The following is a 15831-nucleotide window of genomic DNA, read 5'->3' as shown; positions in this document are numbered from 1 at the left end:
AGCTGTCTATTCAGTTCCCGGTTCTCGGTCTCTTCAACATCGAGACGTAGCGCTCATGTTTGTTGATACACGCTCCAGAGAGATCAAGGTAGCCACCGAGATGGCTACTCTTGAATCTCGCCGAACATTTGCGACTGCTGACATCTCCTTCAGCGAGTGGAAAGGCTTTCGGTTTGGGGCGTCTCTGGTTGTCCCCAAGGACCATCCGAACGTTGCGTCCCCTCGCTCGGCGCAACTGAACGTCAGCCCTCAGATGGCGTCTGTTGAGATCGGGGAGATTGTTCAGTCGCTGGTGGTCGTCAAGCCGCGATTCAAGCAGTTCTCGTTTGGTGGGCGGCTTTCGATTCCGCAGCCAATGAAGGCATCGTTCACTTTCCGGGGCTTTGCTACCCCTTTGGAAATCGAGGTTCCAACTGCGGTTGACGTGAACTTTTCGTTCCGTCAGTTCTCGCATGGGGCAAAGATCAATATCCCGCCGCTAGACCTGGTTGCGGACTTCCGGTTCCCTCAGTTCAACCATAGTGTCGACGTGAAGCTACCCATTGCGGCAGGCTTGGCACCTCGGTTCGCTCAGTTCAATTTTGGTGCTGCAGTCAAGGTGAGGAGAGGTGTCAACGCCTTCTTCACGTTTGGGCAGTTCACACCGGCTTATGAAATTGATGTGCCCGATCCGGTAATCTATGTCCGCAATCGTCCCCGCTTCGCTCAGTTCCGCACTGGCGCCGCGATCAAGCAAGTGTTGGGTGTGGCTCCCACCTTCCAGTTTGGGCAATTCACTCATCGGGCGGTGATCGATCCGGGTGAACCGCAGATGTCCATCGGATTCCGCTTCCGACAGTTCAGCTCTGCCGTCCAGATCGGCCTGGCTGACATCAAGGTCACGCCTTCCTACCGCTTCGCCCAGTTCACTTCCCGCATGAACCTCTCCTTCATCGAGAGTGTCCTGCGCCGCCGCCGATCAATCATCACATCCCGCTAAAGGTGCCTCATGCCTACATCCACCGACGTCCTGAATGCTGAAGGATGGACCATCATCAATGAAGGGGCGGGTGAGCAGATCGTCCAAATCCGCGCTGGCGGGCGCGTGGTTCTCCAGCTGAGCACAGCGCTGCCGGACGCTGCATCTAACGTCGGCGTAATCCTGGCGGAGCAGAAGCTGCCAGAGATCAAGGTGACACGCATCCCTGCCGGTCACTCGCTCTATGCCAAGGCTCTCGATGCGACCCGTGCGGTGATCGCTTGCCTCTATCGCGGGCCGGTCGAGGACGACGCCGGGACCGACCCTGGCGATGGTGGTGCCGACCCAGGCGACGGCGGGTGACACTGGGCAAATTCTCGTCGCTTCGGTTATCTGAGTCAGAATTTTTGACGTCAGCCCATTTTTCTGGTTGACATTGGTCAGAAGTTCTGACATGCTTACATCATCGAAAGGGCGCCACCTCGGCGCCCATCTCCACTCTAGCCACGAAAGGACGTGGATCATGCGACCGATGCATCCCTATATGCCACGCCCGTGGCGAGATACGCGGTACCCCGGCACGACCGGGCGAATTACCGTAGGCCGAGAGATTTAACCAGCGGCGCATTCGTCTACGCTGGTTAGGATACTAGGCTTTCACCCTGGAGAAACGGGATCGACACCCGTATGCGTCACCAGATTTCCCTATAGGTCACCGGAGCACCTGCAAAGCCCGGTATCAATCCAACATGCCCTTGTAGCTCAGTGGTAGAGCAGCTGCCTTGTAAACAGCAGGTCGACAGTTCGATTCTGGTCCAAGGGCACCAACACGGCAGGCGCGATCTCGCGACAGCCCGTGGTCCTGTAGCTCAATGGGAGAGCATCCGGTTGTCAACCGGCAGACGAGGGATCGAAACCCTTCAGGACCGCCACTTCCCCGCCTGGTAAGCCAGGATCGCAGTTGTTGAGCTGGGTACCCCTCGAACGGGCCTAACACTGCCTTGCCCATCAAGCCGGGGTCGACATGCCGGTCTAGCTCAGTGGTAGAGCAATCGCTTGATAAGCGATAGGCGCCTGGGTCAGTACCAGGGACCGGTACCAATTCGAAGACCAGCTGCCTCCTTAGCTCGGTCTGGTAGAGCGGCGCTTTCATACGGCGACGGTCGGAGGTTCAAATCCTCTCGGAGGCACCAACATGCGGGTTTGCTCGTGGTGAGCTAACAGCCTTCCAAGCTGCCAAGGCCGGTTCGACCCCGGCAACCCGCTCCATCTGGGTGTAGCTCAGTCTGCGCAGAGTACCTGACTTGGACTCAGGGGGCCGGGGGTTCGAATCCCTCCACCCAGACCAATTCGCCCGAAGGGCAACGACATATCCGTGGGCTGGACATGAGTGAGTCCAAGCGGCTGTAACCCGCCCGCCTTAGCGCTGTGGGAGTGCAAATTCTCTCCCCACGGACCATGCACACGTAACCCCCGTGGCTACGAACCACGAGAAAGGTAATGGATGCAAATGCAGGTTCGAGTCCTGCCGTGTGCTCCAGTTTTCATGCACCTGTAGCTCAGTGGACAGAGCGCCAGGCTTCTACCCTGGGACGTCGAGGGTTCGACTCCTTCCAGGTGCTCCAGGTAAGCCGCCCTTAGCATATCCGGTTAATGCGCCCGTCTGTGACACGGGAGAAGAGGGTTCAAGTCCCCAGGCGGTTCCAGGGTCGGGATAGTGTAGTGGTTGCACACGGGTCTCCAAAACCTTGTAGTGTCGGTTCGAATCCGGCTCCCCTCGCCATTCTCCTGAAAACCATCGTGGGTTGTCACGAAAGCGTTGACAATAGGAATCGATTCCTATTGACTCCAGCTTGCGGTAGGGCCTATGACCGCCTCGTTGACAATTAGGAGTCGTCAAACATGACAGAAAATGAAGACATGCGCCTTCGGGCGCGAATGATGACGCTTGCCCAAAGAGTGAGCGATAACCTCCAGGAAACCCTGTTTGACGATCCGGCTGTGCTGGAGAAGATCGCCATTGAGGCGCAGGAGCTGGACTCCCTGGTAAAGACCTTCCTGATCCGAGCGCACGATTACCGGCTTGCCCCTTATGCCGGGAAGGACGCCCAGAAGAGCGTCGTCATGAGGCTCGCGGATAACAGCAACCTATCCCTGGCGAAGGTTGTAGATGACCAACGGATCATCGACGCCAACCTTAACCGTGACCGTGAGATGCAGCGCCGGTCGCGTACAGCCTGAAGCCTGACTGCCTGGCTTGCCGGTGCGGCTTGCCTTCGATACTGGGCCTGGCGATGGCCCATAACTCCCCGACCTATAATCTGTCGCACAACGATGTGAAGGCGTGACCATAGGTCAGAAATACTGACGTGATGTGGAAGTAGAAAGCCCGCCACCTTTCGGAGACGGGCTTTATTGATTTACTGGAGAGAAGGGGTAGAGCGATCTACTCGAAACTCCTTGAAGCCTACGGCCTCAAGAGCCTCCACCAACTCCTCGGATGTCGAGAAGCCGGTCGGGTAGAAAGAGCTAACATGCCCCAGAGGGGCACCTTTCGCCAGCATATCATTGGCGATGAACTCGATGTACTGGTCTTCGACCAATTCATACGTTTTCACCTCCTGCAGCCCGCTCTGCCATTCCTCGACAGTGTGAGCTGCATCAGGCAGAACCTCCGCCTCCCATCCGATCTTGACCGGCTCGCCTTCTTCCAATTCCGTGCGGAACCAGATGTCGACACGAGTCGAAGCAATCTCTTCAGGGGTGAGCTGAAGGGTCTCAACGACCGTTTTGATCTCCTCTGCCGTGCGGGGATGGAAAGCCCCGGTAAACAGATAGAGCGGTACGTTGTTGCGAGTCAGAATCATGCAAGTCTCCTTCCCCCGGCCTAAGCCAAGCTGTTGTTGTAATTGGACAACATCACGGGAAGCGATGCGTCCGTTTCAGCGACTTGCTAAAGAATGCCAAATGACATCCACCGCATAGTGGAGGGCTAGCCTCCACCTAATCGTGCAGTTTCGGTGTTCAACAGTGGGTATGCGTGAGGACCTGCAATTTCCTGATCGCCGGGTTGTCGCCGTAGGACGATCCACCCTAAACTATCAGCGGCGCCCCGCCCATTCGTCGGGGTTACCGTATTCTCGCTGCCTCCATCCGAGGACTTACCGTAAAGACGTTATTTGCGTACAAAATGCGGGACGACCCGTCAACAATTATTTCACGGGGGCAGTAATTATGCCCTCTTTGGTTAACAAGTTGCCAGTCGTCGCCAAGGGGTTGTCGGATATTGAACCAGGGCTTTCAGCTCGGCGATGGTGCGGATGCAGGGGCGAAGGTCGGCCTTCCGTTCCGGCGCGTGTTCATCGATCCAGGCTTCTGCCTCTTCCCTGGTGGCGAAACGCAGAGCATTCGAAGCCCACATGTCCCACAGGTTCCGCTTGCCCAGTGCATCCTTCCGGTCGCTGAGATAGCGCACCACGCGCCCAGCTTCAGGCCAACGGGTACCATTCCAGGTAGAGATCACCACCACGTCATCCTCCAGGTCGGGGTAGTCCATGATCTCCTTCGGGGAGCGCCAGCCGTGAAAGCCTACATCGACCGGTCCCTCGGCGAATTCGTGCCTCATGCCACTTCTCCCTTCCTGATGTTCTCCGCCTGGAATTCCTGCCGATACTTCTCCCAGCGAGCATCGCGCTCCTGCCAGGTGCCACTCTCAGCGATGTGAGCTGCCGTGCGCTCCGGCGAGAAGGCTGAACCATCAAGCGCTTGGGTGAGTTTCTCGCGCAGATGTGCCAAGAGACCATCGGTACCGTAGGCGACCAGGGTGGCTTTACGGTAGTGGCACTGGTTGATCGCCCCGAAGGCGTCCGAGAAGCAGGTGTCGCTCTTGGAAGTGAAATTCCAAGGCAACACATGGACGTTCGGCTGGCAGCTGTCGCCATCGATCTCGATCTGCAGGCGCAGGCCCTGGGGTGCGTCGATCTTGATGACGTGCGCTTTCTTGTAGCATTCGTCAAAACCTTCACGGGTCCAGGTGTGATCGATCTTCAGTTCGCTGAGCGTGGCGCAGACCAGGGCGGCGATCTCGGCGCGATCCTTCTTGCGGGTTTCTGAGAGTGTCCGAACGTCCATTATTTGCCCTCCGATGCTGCATCATATCCACGGTCGTAAGCTGCCCGCTGGTCGTCGTTCCAATGGCCCCAGGGCCTGCGCGACCAGCCATAGTGGAAGTGGGTGTGACCCTGGCGGAAGCAGTCCTGGTCGGTCGGATTGTCCTGCAGGCGCCGGTCGTTCTCTGCGAAGTTGATGTCCATGTTTACCTCCCGACGAAGCTGACTGAGATGCGGCTCATCGACAGCTCGTGCATCTTGGCGAAGTGACCGCGCCCCTTCTGGACCCAGTCCTCGAATTTGGCCTGGTTCTCGGCCTTCAGGGCGTTGTGAACCGAGAGCATTGCACCGGCAGTGATCCGGTCGATCAGCAGTGCCTCGAAGCCTTCATGCTCCGTGTTGAAGTGCCAGTTCTTGCCCTCGAAGCGACCCTCGTCAGGCCAGGCGACAGCGACAGCCTGGCCGTTGCGGTGGACCTCCTCGATCACCTTGAGGGTGCAGAGCTTCACGCCCCTCCAGGGGCGCTTCAGGAAGCTGAGGTCTTCGTCGTGGGTCTCGGCGGATACGGTTTCCTCGATCATGTCGCTCACCCCTTCAGCGTTGCTTCGAGGATGAGGACTTCGGCCCAGCGTCCACCCTGTGCGGCGGCAGCAGCCTTCTGGGCGAGGTCTAGGCGACCATTGAAGCCCAGGATGCCAAACTTGTCATAATAACCTTCGGCCTTCTGCTTCTCGACACCGGCAACCCGTCTGGCGCGACGACCTGCGATAGCTTCTTCGACGGAGGAGTAGGGGGTGGCGCTCGATACGTAACGAGCCTTCTCGCTTTCCAGATATTCTGGGGTCTCCCAGGAATACTTGGGGGCGTCACCTGTGAAGCCGTCACGCGCCATCTTCACGGCGAACTTCCAGTTGTCGCCATCGATAGCCCAGTCGCAATCTGCCTGGGCGAGATCAAACTCGTAGGATGCGCGGACGGCGACGGCGTGGGTGTAAACGCGGTCGGTCTTGCGGGTGTGCTGTACGCCGTTCGGGTCGGTGACGATGTAGGTCTTCTTAGCCATGAGTGCGACTCCTTTCGCTCAATCAATATGATCTATATAGAGCATATTGGAAAAGGGTGTCAACATCAGAGGGAAGAAAAACTAACCCAGCTAGCCAGGAATTTTGACAGACGCAAAGATGACATCGCCCTTCAGTGTGCGGAGAGGCTCCTTGAACCAACGGGCGGCGGCGGCGATCCCGCCGAAATTCGGCTTCAGGGCATGCTTTTGTCTGATCTTGGCTTTCGTCTCTTCGTTGTCGATGCGGAGCAACTCCGTATCAGCGCAGGCTTCCATGCTGACCTTGTGAACCGCAGCCAGGGAGGCAAGGCAGACCATGACGCCACCGATCTCCTGCTCCAGCTCGCCGGTCTCTCGGCTAAAGACATAGTCGACCAGGGCGTGGCATTCTTCCTTGGTCGCGCCGCATGCCTGAACCAACTCAAGGGCCTCTTCCAGGAAGCGGTGATTGCGCTCATCGGTGCTCTGGGCGATCTCCTCGCCGAAACAGTCTACTGTCCAGGCGGCAACAGAATCTTGGAAACTAGACATGGATGTCCCTCCTCAAAGGTGATGGATCGAGCGGCGGGATGGTCTTCGTCTCCGGGGCGAGGCGGCGCCGGTCGGCGATCTTCGTCGTGATGTAATTCAGCATGGGTCCTTCCATCGGATAGCGGGACAGGACGGTCGCGGCGGCGAGGCCTCGATCCTTCGTCTCGACGTACCAACGGTCAGAGAAGCCGGTTGGCTTGAAGAAGCTGACCTCGACTTCGGTCAGCTGGTTTTCAGTCTCAGTCATGGGCGCTCCCAGTCTGGGTCCTGCCATCCGCAGGCCTCGCATTCGAGTTGATTGCTGGTGCATTGGTGACAGGGCGCATGACCCTGGAAGCAGGAGCAATTCTCGACGGGTGGGAGGATCATGTGCCCATTGCACATCCCATCGCCGCCGCAAGGATCGCCCTCCTCGACATACGCCTTCTTCTCAAGGCGCATCCAGAATTCGTGCTCGATGGACGTGTCCCTCATGTCTCAGTCCGATTGAGGGGCGAGACCTCATAGCCATAGTGCTTATGGCCTGGGTTCAGCTTTTCGTTGAGCCTGTCCACCTCTTCCTGGACGTCGACCTCATTATCATAGACGCCGACCGGATAGGCGTTCTCGGTCCCATGCCAATGCTCAATGATGAAGCAAACCGGCAGGTGAGACTTCTCCTTCTTGCGTCGATTGACGCCTTTCAGCGCTTCAGTAAGGCGCTGTTCAAGCGAGCGGATGTGCCTGCCCAATGCAGAATGCTCTACGGCTGGAGGCAATTTGTATTGAGCGACGGTCAAACCTTATTCTCCTTGAATTTCCAGTAGCCATAGACGCAGCGTGTACCGCCACGGCTGGGGTCATGAGTGTCGTTGATGGTCCCATCGATCATGGCGGTGTAGTGTTTGCTCACCGATACGACGAGGCGACCCAGGGGCAGCTCGTCAGCCTTCAGATGGATGGTGCAGCCGGTGCCGATTGTCATTGTCGAGACCCATTCGAAGCCAAGCTCCGCCATGTAGTCCTTGAACCATTTGCGTCCGACGTTGATGCCATTGGCCGCAGACGCTGCCCGCTTCTTGGTCCGACTGGACGCCCTCTGTTCGCCGGTCCCTTTGGCGAGGCGGTCGTAGACCTCCTGATAGGGTCTGCCAGAAGCGATGGCGATTGACCGGCAAACGCAGTCGCCGGTCTTTCCCTTGTAGCCTGCCGCAGCCCTGCCGCCGTCATTGTGCGTGAAGATGGTCATTAGACCACCTCCACGTAGACGAGCTTACTCATGGCGCGTGTGATCGCGACATACTCAAGGTTCTCTTCCTGCTGCAGCTGCCACTGCTTGCGGGCGTAGTTCGAGGGCATGAACTTGTTGGCGCCCCAGAGGTAGACGTTGTCATATTCGAGACCCTTCGACCTGTGGGCGGTGAGAAGGATCACGCGGTTGGGCTGGCAACCTTCCGGGGTGTCGGCGAACAGGCTCTCGATGTGCTCGCGCAGGTCGGCGACGGTCTTGTCGATGCCGACGTAACCGATCAGGGACTTGAGTGTCTCGACCTTGTCTTCCAGCGGGCCGATGGCGCTCTCACGGTCCTGCTTCTGGAGCTTCTCGACTTCCTTATCGAAGTAGAGTTCCAGGCGCTCCTTGAGCTTGCCCAGGCCCTTGACCGACTTCCAGCGGGTGGCGAGCGCCAGGAGACCGGCGCCGATCTCGCGGCCTTCCACGTGGCAAGCGATGCCCGCACGGATCAGTTGGAAGGCTGTGGTGACCAGCGGTCTGGTGTTGCGGCAGATGATGGCGTCGTTCGGCTGCAGGACGCTGAAGTCAAAGTCGGCTTCCGTGATGCGCTCGACAGTGCCCTGTCCATTCAGCTCGGCGGCTTCATAGTCGGGGACCAGACGCTTTGCCTCGGCGACGACCGACTTGGGGCAGCGGTAGGTCACCGTCAGCGGGAATTCCTCCGTCTTGAAGGTCTCCTTGATGATGTCGAGGGAGTCGTTGTCGGCACCCGTGAAGCCGTAGATGGCCTGGCGGTCGTCACCTACGAAGATCGCACGACCGCCGCGCTTGAGGAGGCGGCGAGCCATCTCGCGGCGCACAGGGTTGGTGTCCTGGGCTTCATCGACCAGCAGCCAGTCGTACTGCCAGAAGCGAACGTTGTTCAGCAGGGGCACATAGAGCATGTCGTCAAAATCGATGACTTCACGGGACAGATTATTTGACGCCTTCAGGCAAGCGATGGCGAAGGAGATGCCGTCCTTGATGAAGTCGTCATAGCCGGAGTCATCCTCGCCCTCGAAGAGGTCACCGAGATCAAAGTGGTTGACGATGGTGTTCCAGGCCTGCTGGTCGTCAATCGCGGTGAAGATGCCAACGCCCTTCTGCTTGGCGTAGGACATGGCGCGGCGCACGAAAATTCTGAGTTCCTCGGGGACGTCCACTTCCTGGAAGATGCGATCGATCTTGAAGTAGCCAGCATTGCGAGCGCCCTTGCCCTCGATCTTCACGCTGGGGGCGACCTTGCGCCAAGCACCGAAGCCGTAGGCGTGGAAGGTCTTCACGTCAGCCGACAGACCGCGCTCGCCAACCTTGTGGGCGATCTCCTTGGCGATCTTGTTGTTGAAGGCAGCAACGCCGATGTGTCCACGCATGTGTGGCAGGCAAGCGAGAAGTAGGAAGGTCTTGCCGGTACCTGCGCGAGCACGAACCAGGGCCGAACCCCAGCCCCGGATGGTCCAATCAATAACTGCCGACTGCTGGATGCTGTAGGCAATCTTGGCGGTGGTGTTTTTCAGCGGTGCGTTCATCGGGTGCGACTCCTAAACGGTTGATATGATCTATATAGATCATATTGAAAGCGGCGGTCAACCCTATGGGTCAGAAAATCTGACCTAGCCAATTTCCCACGGACGGAATGTCTCGTTCAGAAGTTCGTTGATCCGATAGACCGCGTTGTGAACCTCCTGCTCGATCATCTCTTGGACCAGCATATGTGAGACGAAGAGATGACGGCGACCGTGGAAAAGACTTGGGCGTCGTTCAAGCACCTCGGTGGGCGCAGCAGCTCTGACGTCAGCCTGAATCCCTCGTTCGTGGAGACGGCGTTTGATGTCCGCGACTTCGATCTTGCTACAGGCGATAGCGTCCCCATCCTTGACCTGGTCGATCATCTGTTGGGTTCTGCCGGTACCTCGCTGAGCTAGGTCGATGGCATGGGAAGCCATTCGGAGGGCTTCAGCCTGGGCTTTCAGATCATACGGTCGCATGGATGTTATCCTTCATGAGGGGCTTGCCGATGAGCGGCGTGATGTTTGATCGGTACCAATGGATGATTGGCGCTGGGTCGAAAGGACCATGATCCTGGGCGAGCGAAGGGAAGGCATTCATCGCAGCTTCCAGGGCCATCGCCCTTTGGATCGCAGGGTGCTCCGCGATCTTCTTCATGATCGCGTCGGTGATCTCGTCAGCGCGATCCTCGGCAGGGGAGAAGTCCTCGGAACGCATGGTGCCGACCGACCAGGCTCCCCATACCCGGCTGCAGTAGTAGGCATCGCAAAGCTCTTCGTAGAGCGTGTCTGCCATTGATTCTGCCAGGGGCGTCACAATTTCTGTCACCTCTGGGCACGGCTTCGCATTCACGCAAGGTGCTTGGAGGAGGCCTGGGTTCATGTCAGTCGCTCCGCATTGAGAGCATTTCTCATCGTAGTGTGACGAGTCGCTCATGCGAACGTTATGTGAGGAGTGATAGGTGGTCACTTTGATTTTCTCCGCTCTTTCTCGCTTGTGCTTTGCATACTGGTCCGCGAGTTCTGCGCACTCTTTCAGGGCAGTAATCTCATGGCTGGTGAAGTCAGATGGATCGGCGCGACTGATGAAGTCGACGCCTTCCTCCTCACCAACCAGGTTGATGTATTTGACCAGAAGGGTCTTGAAGCGGGTCAACAGCTTTCCTCGCCGACCACAAGAAGGCCGCTCTCGATGGCGAGCAGTACAACGACGAACAGGCGAGGCACGACGAAGACGCCCGGTTTCCGTTCTACCAGAGACTTCTTCTCTCCGTCACAGACACGCTTCAGTCGAGGGCGCGTGATGTCCGTCAGCTGAAAGAACTGCTTATGGGAGACCTGGGTGGCAGCAAGGCGGGCAGTGAATTCCTCTGGCGACATGTCGAGCTTGGTCTCATTGATGACCGCGACCTTCGGAGGGCGAGGGAGGACCCTATCGCGAACCGGCGTCGAGTTAAGGGTGTTTGCTGCCTTGGTCATTCTGTCTCCTGTTCAAACGGATTTCCTCACAAAATATGTCGTATAGACCATACTCCTCTCTTAATATGTCGTATACGCCATATTTGCAATTATTTTCTTTTTCTGCTTGTCATAATATCTGACCAATGATAGCAATTAAGGCATCGGCGGTGACCGATATCAGTTTTGATCCCAGGAGGTCCTTAGAATGTCGCAGCTCAAAATCGTGCAGTCCCTTTCGCTTCTGCACATCGCATCCATGAACACGTATGACGCCGTTCTCGTTGACGGCAAAGAGGCTTTGCGCCTCCAGGGCGCCGAGGACGTTCTGATGACTGATCTGCCCGCCATCAGCGAGTTCATGATCGTCCTGCCTGTCCTGCCGTCCATCGGCGATACGGTCGTTTCCTATTATGAAGGCGATCTCATCAGCGGCACCATTGCTGTCATCGACGATGGTGATTTCGTGATCCAGGTGGACGACATCGGCTTGATTGCTCTCGCTCGCCATCAGTTCCATGTGACCGGCGTGGTCGGAGCGACCGATGTCAGCGGACTGGCGCCAGGCGCTCAGTTGGTGTCGACCTCGGAAGATTCTGCCAACTTTCCGTTCGGGTCGAAGGCAACCCTCTCCCATGTATCTCAGACCAGGGGCATGCCGCCGTCGACCATCATCATGGTCAAGAACAACCTCGGCTGGACCTGGGATGCTTCGACGGTCTCCTTCCGTGTCTTCGATCCGACCATCGTGAACTTCACCTTCGATGACGAGGTTGAGACGATCTTCTCGGCGTCCGAAGTCGAGATCGAGGAGGAAGTCGATACCCTCACGCTCGATGCTACGACCACGATCCCTGAACTGAATGGCGACGGTCTTGTGTTCATGCTGACTGACATGGAAGGCAACCCCATCGACTGGGCCGACGTCCCGGATGATGTCCGCGAGGCTGTCACCAAGGTCGCCAACGAGATCAAGGCAACTGCGCCGTTGAGTGTCCTCGAAGCCGACTTCGAGATGACGACTCCGGTTGCTGTTGAGGGTGACTTCGAACTGACCGACGTCGATCCGGTCACTCGTGATCCGGTCCACGCCACGCTGAAGGGTGACTTCAGCCACATCCTCGACATGCTGTCGTATGTCGCGATGGAGCAGGAGCAAATGCTCCAGCAGAAGGCACAGGAGCGGAATGATCTCATGCAAGCCTCGGCTGATGACGAGATGGATCATAAGCGCTTCGTAGCTGCCGGTCTGCAGGAGGCCAATCAGCATCTTCACGAGGCTGTGAAAAAGATCGCCCTTGGTCTTAACGTATTGGCGCGGATGGCAACACGCTCGAAGGACGAGCTTCAGTTTGCCCAGTTCAATAACGTCATTGCGATCCTGACAGAAGGTCGCAACGCCCTGGGCGAAACCTCAAAGGCTCACACGGACATCGCGACCGACATCAATGTCAATGATGCCCTCCAGGCCAACTATGCGGAACTGCTGAAATCCGCCTGACCCTTCTTTGAGTGTGATGCGCGGCGGTTCGATTCATTGAGCCGCCGCGTTTTGAATTGACAGAAATTCTGACCATGGGTTAGCATATGCGCCCGATCAAGGAGTCCCGATGAGTAATGTGATCAACCTGGCGCTCCGCCGCCGCACCCTGAATCCCTTGCCCCTTCCTGCTGATTTCGCGGTTGGTGATATGGGCGCATTCGAAGACTCCCGCATTGTCGCAACCGATGTTTCCAAGATGCCGGTGAGCTTCACGGGTGTCTTCATCCATCCTGATCTTACCCGCTGCCGCATCGTGGAAGAGTGTGATCCTTCCAAGGTGACGTTTCTGTGCCGTGCGGATGAACGGCAGGAATGGAACCGCGCAAACGGTATCAAGTAGGAGTTTCCGATGACCCATATCCAACCCGGATCACTGGTCCGTTTGAAGCGCTCGGTCGCCCAGAAGAACAAATGGCCTCGACCCGTCAGCGTCGTGACGATGATCGAGATGCCTTACTTTTCTGCCGTCAATGTGACCGGTGCTCGCCCTGGGAGTCAAATCAAGCATAAGCTTGATGATTATGAGCTTGTGCCGGATGACGTCGAGATCAAGATCAGACAACCAAAAAGCACCTGGCGCCCTGGTGATCTGGTCGTTGATGATCACGGCAACCACGTCGTCGTCACGAGTGTCCGGACGATCCCTGACAACGGTTTGTTTGCGGGCACTGCGTTGGATGAAACGCCTGTATTCTATCGTGGGCAATTCAGCGAGCATTGGAAGGCCAGTGGCTTCAAGCTGGTGCGCCGTCGCGAAGACATGATCGATGAAAAGACGCGCCAGAACCATCGATCCTATGACGTTCAGCAGGCGATCCGCCGCCTCCGCCGTCCTATTCCCCACGATCCGCGTGGGGCCGAAGCAATCAATTTCTGAAGTGAGATATCATGGCTAACGCGAAGAAGGTTCTCGAACCTGATGAAGTGATCGACGGTACGCCGATCTATAATGGCAAGCTCGAAGAGCTGGGCGATGACCTGGGCTGGACCTTCCCGATCTCCATTGGTCGGAACCAGGAGGAGCGCGACTGGAAGACCCGCGACTTCACTCTGGTCGAATTCCTGGAAAAGCTGTTCGACCATAAGGAATCGAAGAAGAAGAATGGTGCCTGCTTCATGCAGGGCGCCCTGGTTCCCGGCGTCAAGCAGCGCACGATCCCCAACGTTCATAACCTGAATTTCATGGTGCTCGACATCGACTCGGGTCAGCCCATGGAAGAGGTGCGTCAGACGCTGATCGATCAGAACCTCTTCGCCGTCCTCTATACGACCTATTCCCACGGGACGACCGAGACGAAGATCAAGAAGGGCGAGCTGATGCAGAAGCTCAAGCTGGAGGCCGGTGAAGACCTCACCACCCAGCACATCCGCTTCTACCTGCTCCACCATAAGCGCTACGATAAGCGCATCGTTGACACCTGCGAGTTCCTCAAGGAGGAGCACGTCGAGGGTGGCAACATGGTGTTCGTCACCCATGCGCCCATGCAGAAGTATCGTGTCGTCCTCCCGCTGTCAGAATCGTTCGTCCTGGCAAAGCAGGCAGGCGGTGATGAGCGCAAGGCGCGTGAGAAGTGGAAGCGTCTCTATGTGGGTGTCGCTCACCAGATCGGCGCCACCTATGACCGATCCTGCACCGACATCTCGCGCCTCTTCTTCTGGCCCACGCACAAACCGGGCGGCTCGTTCCGCGTCGAGGTGGTGATCGGCGACAACCTCGATCTGTCGACGGTCCAGGAGCTGGACCCGAAGGAGCTTGAGAATTCGAACCCCTTCACTGAGGCCGGTCTCGATGATGGCGACGAGTTCCCCATCGAGACGCCCTGGCTGAAGACCTGGATGCGCGGCAAGTATGTGCATTTCGCTGCCGGTGAGTTCTTCTCGAACTATCTCGATGAGCGCGGTCGCCCAGGCGGCGGCAAAGTTACGACCGAGTGCCCGTTCGATGATGGACACACAGAAGCCGGTCTTTCGACCGACCAGGGCTTCTTCTGCGTGGATGGTGACAGCGACGAGAAGTCGTTCGTTGCGCACTGCCAGCACAACAGCTGCGCCGAATATCGGAAGCTGAATTTTGTCGACCGCGTCATTCAGATGTTCAACCTCACCGAGGAGGACCTCGATCAGTTCGTGCCGGAAGGTATCGACCTGGTGGACGACGTCGCCCAGGACCAGGAGGAGGAAGACACCGTCGATCCTTCGACCCTGACCGGCGAGGAGCTGATCCAGTATCATGTCGACCGGGCCAAGCCGCATGACACGGAGAAGGTTGCGAAGGTCATCAAGCTGCTGATCGATCATCAGCTCGACAATCTCAAGGCAACCGTCTTCCTGAAGCAGCTGGCGAAGAATTCCGCCATCCCGCTCGGCGAGCTGAAGAAGACCTTCAACAAGGAGGTGTCGAAACTCAATCGGGAAGCCGAGGAGCGCAAGGCCGAAGAGAACAACATCGTCATGTTCCCGATCAACGGCGACTTCAATGAGCAGGTCGACGCGGCGCTTCGTGGCATCAAGAAAAAGAACCAGCCCGCCCGTGTCTTCCAGACGGATACCGACATTGTGAGTGTCGACTTCATGAAGGATGGTAGGGGCCTGCGCCGTGAAGCGCTGAGCCGGGATGCCTTCAAGGTGTTCCTGCAGGACTGCGTCCACTTCTATGCCCAGTCGGACGCCGGTCGTGTGGTCAAGTCAGCACCGCAGGACCTGGTGAACCACATCTATGCCATGCCGCGTTCGAACATGCCGCTGCCTTACCTGAAGGGGATCAAGAAGCATCCTGTTCTCTCGATGGAAGGCGACTTCCAGACCAAGCATGGATACGACCAGTACACAGGTATCTATCTGAACACGCAGGGGTCCCGAATCCTGAAGGTTCCGGATGTGCCGACCGAGAAGGACCTGGATGAGGCCTATGACTGGTTCTTTGCGTTCGACGGCCTGTTTGGGGACTTCCCATTCAAGGACGACGGCGATGATGAGAAGGCGCTCGATGATCCTGACCTGATCTTCGGTGAGAGCACCAAGGCGCATGTCCTGGCGCTCTTCCTGCTGCCCATCGTGCGTGAGATCATCCATGGGCCTGCGCCTGCCTTCGTGATCAACAAGCCGATGCCGGGTGCCGGTTCCGGCCTCTTCGCCAACGTCTTCAACCTGGTCATGAACAATGAGGTGTGCCCGACCGCCGCGCCGCCGAAGAATGGATCGTCCGAAGAGTTCGAGAAGCTGATCCTTTCCAAGCTGCTCAGCGATCCGGACAGCCCGATGTTCTTCGACAACGTCGAGAAGATCGACAACAACGCCCTTGCCTCGGCGATCACGTCGGGACAATGGACAGGTCGACCGCTGGGCGCATCGAAGATGGTCACGCTGCCGGTGCATCACATCTGGATGTTCTCCGGCAACAACATCGACC

The 15831-nt window shown here is 57.6% G+C and carries 21 protein-coding genes and 11 tRNA genes; 18 read left to right on the top strand and 14 right to left on the bottom strand.

Annotation, left to right across the window (positions count from 1 at the left end; genetic code table 11):
- The 14 genes from FAA86_RS23190 to FAA86_RS23130 all read left to right on the top strand — a co-directional run.
- On the top strand, positions 1–979 hold a 979-nt coding region (locus FAA86_RS23190; protein ID WP_205910062.1), incomplete at its 5' end, for a hypothetical protein.
- 9 nt (positions 980–988) lie between these two features.
- On the top strand, positions 989–1321 hold the full coding sequence (locus tag FAA86_RS23185; protein WP_136543555.1) for a hypothetical protein: 333 nt from the start codon (positions 989–991) through the stop codon (positions 1319–1321).
- A gap of 258 nt (positions 1322–1579) precedes the next feature.
- Positions 1580–1656, top strand: a tRNA-Glu gene (locus tag FAA86_RS23180).
- Positions 1657–1709: 53 nt separating this feature from the next.
- A tRNA-Thr gene (locus FAA86_RS23175) sits at positions 1710–1785 on the top strand.
- 31 nt (positions 1786–1816) lie between these two features.
- Positions 1817–1890 (top strand) — tRNA-Asp (locus FAA86_RS23170).
- Positions 1891–1984: 94 nt separating this feature from the next.
- Positions 1985–2059: transfer RNA gene (locus FAA86_RS23165), tRNA-Ile, on the top strand.
- Between the two features lie 15 nt (positions 2060–2074).
- Positions 2075–2151: transfer RNA gene (locus tag FAA86_RS23160), tRNA-Met, on the top strand.
- Between the two features lie 4 nt (positions 2152–2155).
- Positions 2156–2227, top strand: a tRNA-Gly gene (locus FAA86_RS23155).
- Position 2228: 1 nt separating this feature from the next.
- A tRNA-Pro gene (locus FAA86_RS23150) sits at positions 2229–2306 on the top strand.
- Positions 2307–2418: 112 nt separating this feature from the next.
- Positions 2419–2498 (top strand) — tRNA-OTHER (locus FAA86_RS24745).
- An 8-nt stretch (positions 2499–2506) separates the two neighbouring features.
- Positions 2507–2583: transfer RNA gene (locus FAA86_RS23145), tRNA-Arg, on the top strand.
- Between the two features lie 5 nt (positions 2584–2588).
- A tRNA-His gene (locus tag FAA86_RS23140) sits at positions 2589–2664 on the top strand.
- A tRNA-Trp gene (locus FAA86_RS23135) sits at positions 2665–2741 on the top strand.
- 119 nt (positions 2742–2860) lie between these two features.
- Positions 2861–3199: a hypothetical protein gene (locus FAA86_RS23130; RefSeq protein WP_136543554.1), complete on the top strand. Its 339-nt coding sequence runs from the start codon at positions 2861–2863 to the stop codon at positions 3197–3199.
- A gap of 179 nt (positions 3200–3378) precedes the next feature.
- Here the strand turns inward: FAA86_RS23130 and FAA86_RS23125 are convergent, their stop codons facing one another.
- From FAA86_RS23125 to FAA86_RS23060, 14 genes are all read right to left on the bottom strand, one after another.
- A complete protein-coding gene (locus tag FAA86_RS23125; RefSeq protein WP_136543552.1) occupies positions 3379–3825 on the bottom strand; it encodes a hypothetical protein in 447 nt (148 codons plus the stop codon).
- A 380-nt stretch (positions 3826–4205) separates the two neighbouring features.
- Entirely contained in the window at positions 4206–4583 is a 378-nt protein-coding gene (locus FAA86_RS23120) for a hypothetical protein (RefSeq protein ID WP_136543550.1), read from the bottom strand.
- Complete coding sequence (locus FAA86_RS23115) at positions 4580–5089, bottom strand: hypothetical protein (protein ID WP_136543548.1); 510 nt, start codon at positions 5087–5089, stop codon at positions 4580–4582. The genes FAA86_RS23120 and FAA86_RS23115 overlap by 4 nt, the downstream gene beginning before the upstream one ends.
- Positions 5089–5271 carry a hypothetical protein gene (locus FAA86_RS23110; protein ID WP_136543546.1) on the bottom strand — a complete coding sequence of 61 codons (183 nt, stop codon included), beginning with the start codon at positions 5269–5271 and terminating at the stop codon, positions 5089–5091. Before FAA86_RS23110 ends, FAA86_RS23115 begins: the two co-directional genes overlap by 1 nt.
- Positions 5272–5273: 2 nt before the next feature.
- Positions 5274–5648: a hypothetical protein gene (locus FAA86_RS23105; RefSeq protein WP_136543544.1), complete on the bottom strand. Its 375-nt coding sequence runs from the start codon at positions 5646–5648 to the stop codon at positions 5274–5276.
- A 5-nt stretch (positions 5649–5653) separates the two neighbouring features.
- Positions 5654–6130, bottom strand: coding sequence for a hypothetical protein (locus FAA86_RS23100; RefSeq protein ID WP_136543542.1), 477 nt, complete (start codon positions 6128–6130; stop codon positions 5654–5656).
- Between the two features lie 90 nt (positions 6131–6220).
- A complete protein-coding gene (locus tag FAA86_RS23095; protein ID WP_136543540.1) occupies positions 6221–6661 on the bottom strand; it encodes a hypothetical protein in 441 nt (146 codons plus the stop codon).
- On the bottom strand, positions 6654–6908 hold the full coding sequence (locus FAA86_RS23090; RefSeq protein ID WP_136543538.1) for a hypothetical protein: 255 nt from the start codon (positions 6906–6908) through the stop codon (positions 6654–6656). Before FAA86_RS23090 ends, FAA86_RS23095 begins: the two co-directional genes overlap by 8 nt.
- A 223-nt stretch (positions 6909–7131) precedes the next feature.
- A complete protein-coding gene (locus FAA86_RS23085; RefSeq protein ID WP_136543536.1) occupies positions 7132–7440 on the bottom strand; it encodes a hypothetical protein in 309 nt (102 codons plus the stop codon).
- Complete coding sequence (locus FAA86_RS23080; protein WP_136543534.1) at positions 7437–7889, bottom strand: hypothetical protein; 453 nt, start codon at positions 7887–7889, stop codon at positions 7437–7439. The genes FAA86_RS23085 and FAA86_RS23080 overlap by 4 nt, the downstream gene beginning before the upstream one ends.
- The gene (locus FAA86_RS23075; protein WP_136543532.1) at positions 7889–9442 is read right to left on the bottom strand and encodes a UvrD-helicase domain-containing protein; all 1554 of its coding nucleotides are present in this window, start codon (positions 9440–9442) and stop codon (positions 7889–7891) included. The genes FAA86_RS23080 and FAA86_RS23075 overlap by 1 nt, the downstream gene beginning before the upstream one ends.
- A gap of 84 nt (positions 9443–9526) precedes the next feature.
- On the bottom strand, positions 9527–9901 hold the full coding sequence (locus FAA86_RS23070; RefSeq protein WP_136543530.1) for a hypothetical protein: 375 nt from the start codon (positions 9899–9901) through the stop codon (positions 9527–9529).
- The gene (locus tag FAA86_RS23065) at positions 9888–10577 is read right to left on the bottom strand and encodes a hypothetical protein (protein WP_136543528.1); all 690 of its coding nucleotides are present in this window, start codon (positions 10575–10577) and stop codon (positions 9888–9890) included. Before FAA86_RS23065 ends, FAA86_RS23070 begins: the two co-directional genes overlap by 14 nt.
- Complete coding sequence (locus FAA86_RS23060; protein WP_136543526.1) at positions 10574–10900, bottom strand: hypothetical protein; 327 nt, start codon at positions 10898–10900, stop codon at positions 10574–10576. Before FAA86_RS23060 ends, FAA86_RS23065 begins: the two co-directional genes overlap by 4 nt.
- Before the next feature lie 187 nt (positions 10901–11087).
- On the opposite strand from FAA86_RS23060, the gene FAA86_RS23055 reads away from it, so the two are divergent.
- From FAA86_RS23055 to FAA86_RS23040, 4 genes are all read left to right on the top strand, one after another.
- Positions 11088–12380 (top strand): hypothetical protein, encoded by a 1293-nt coding sequence (locus FAA86_RS23055; protein WP_136543524.1) that lies wholly within the window; start codon positions 11088–11090, stop codon positions 12378–12380.
- 109 nt (positions 12381–12489) lie between these two features.
- A complete protein-coding gene (locus FAA86_RS23050; protein ID WP_136543522.1) occupies positions 12490–12762 on the top strand; it encodes a hypothetical protein in 273 nt (90 codons plus the stop codon).
- A 9-nt stretch (positions 12763–12771) separates the two neighbouring features.
- Positions 12772–13299, top strand: a complete 528-nt coding sequence (locus FAA86_RS23045; RefSeq protein WP_136543520.1) for a hypothetical protein — start codon at positions 12772–12774, stop codon at positions 13297–13299.
- Between the two features lie 11 nt (positions 13300–13310).
- The coding region (locus tag FAA86_RS23040; protein ID WP_205910061.1) for a hypothetical protein at positions 13311–15831 on the top strand (2521 nt) is incomplete at its 3' end.

It is taken from the genome of Rhizobium rosettiformans W3, from assembly GCF_004912135.1.
Taxonomy (GTDB): domain Bacteria; phylum Pseudomonadota; class Alphaproteobacteria; order Rhizobiales; family Rhizobiaceae; genus Allorhizobium; species Allorhizobium rosettiformans.
The sequence above is the reverse complement of the archived record's forward strand: the minus strand, read 5'-3'. Positions and strand labels throughout refer to the sequence as shown.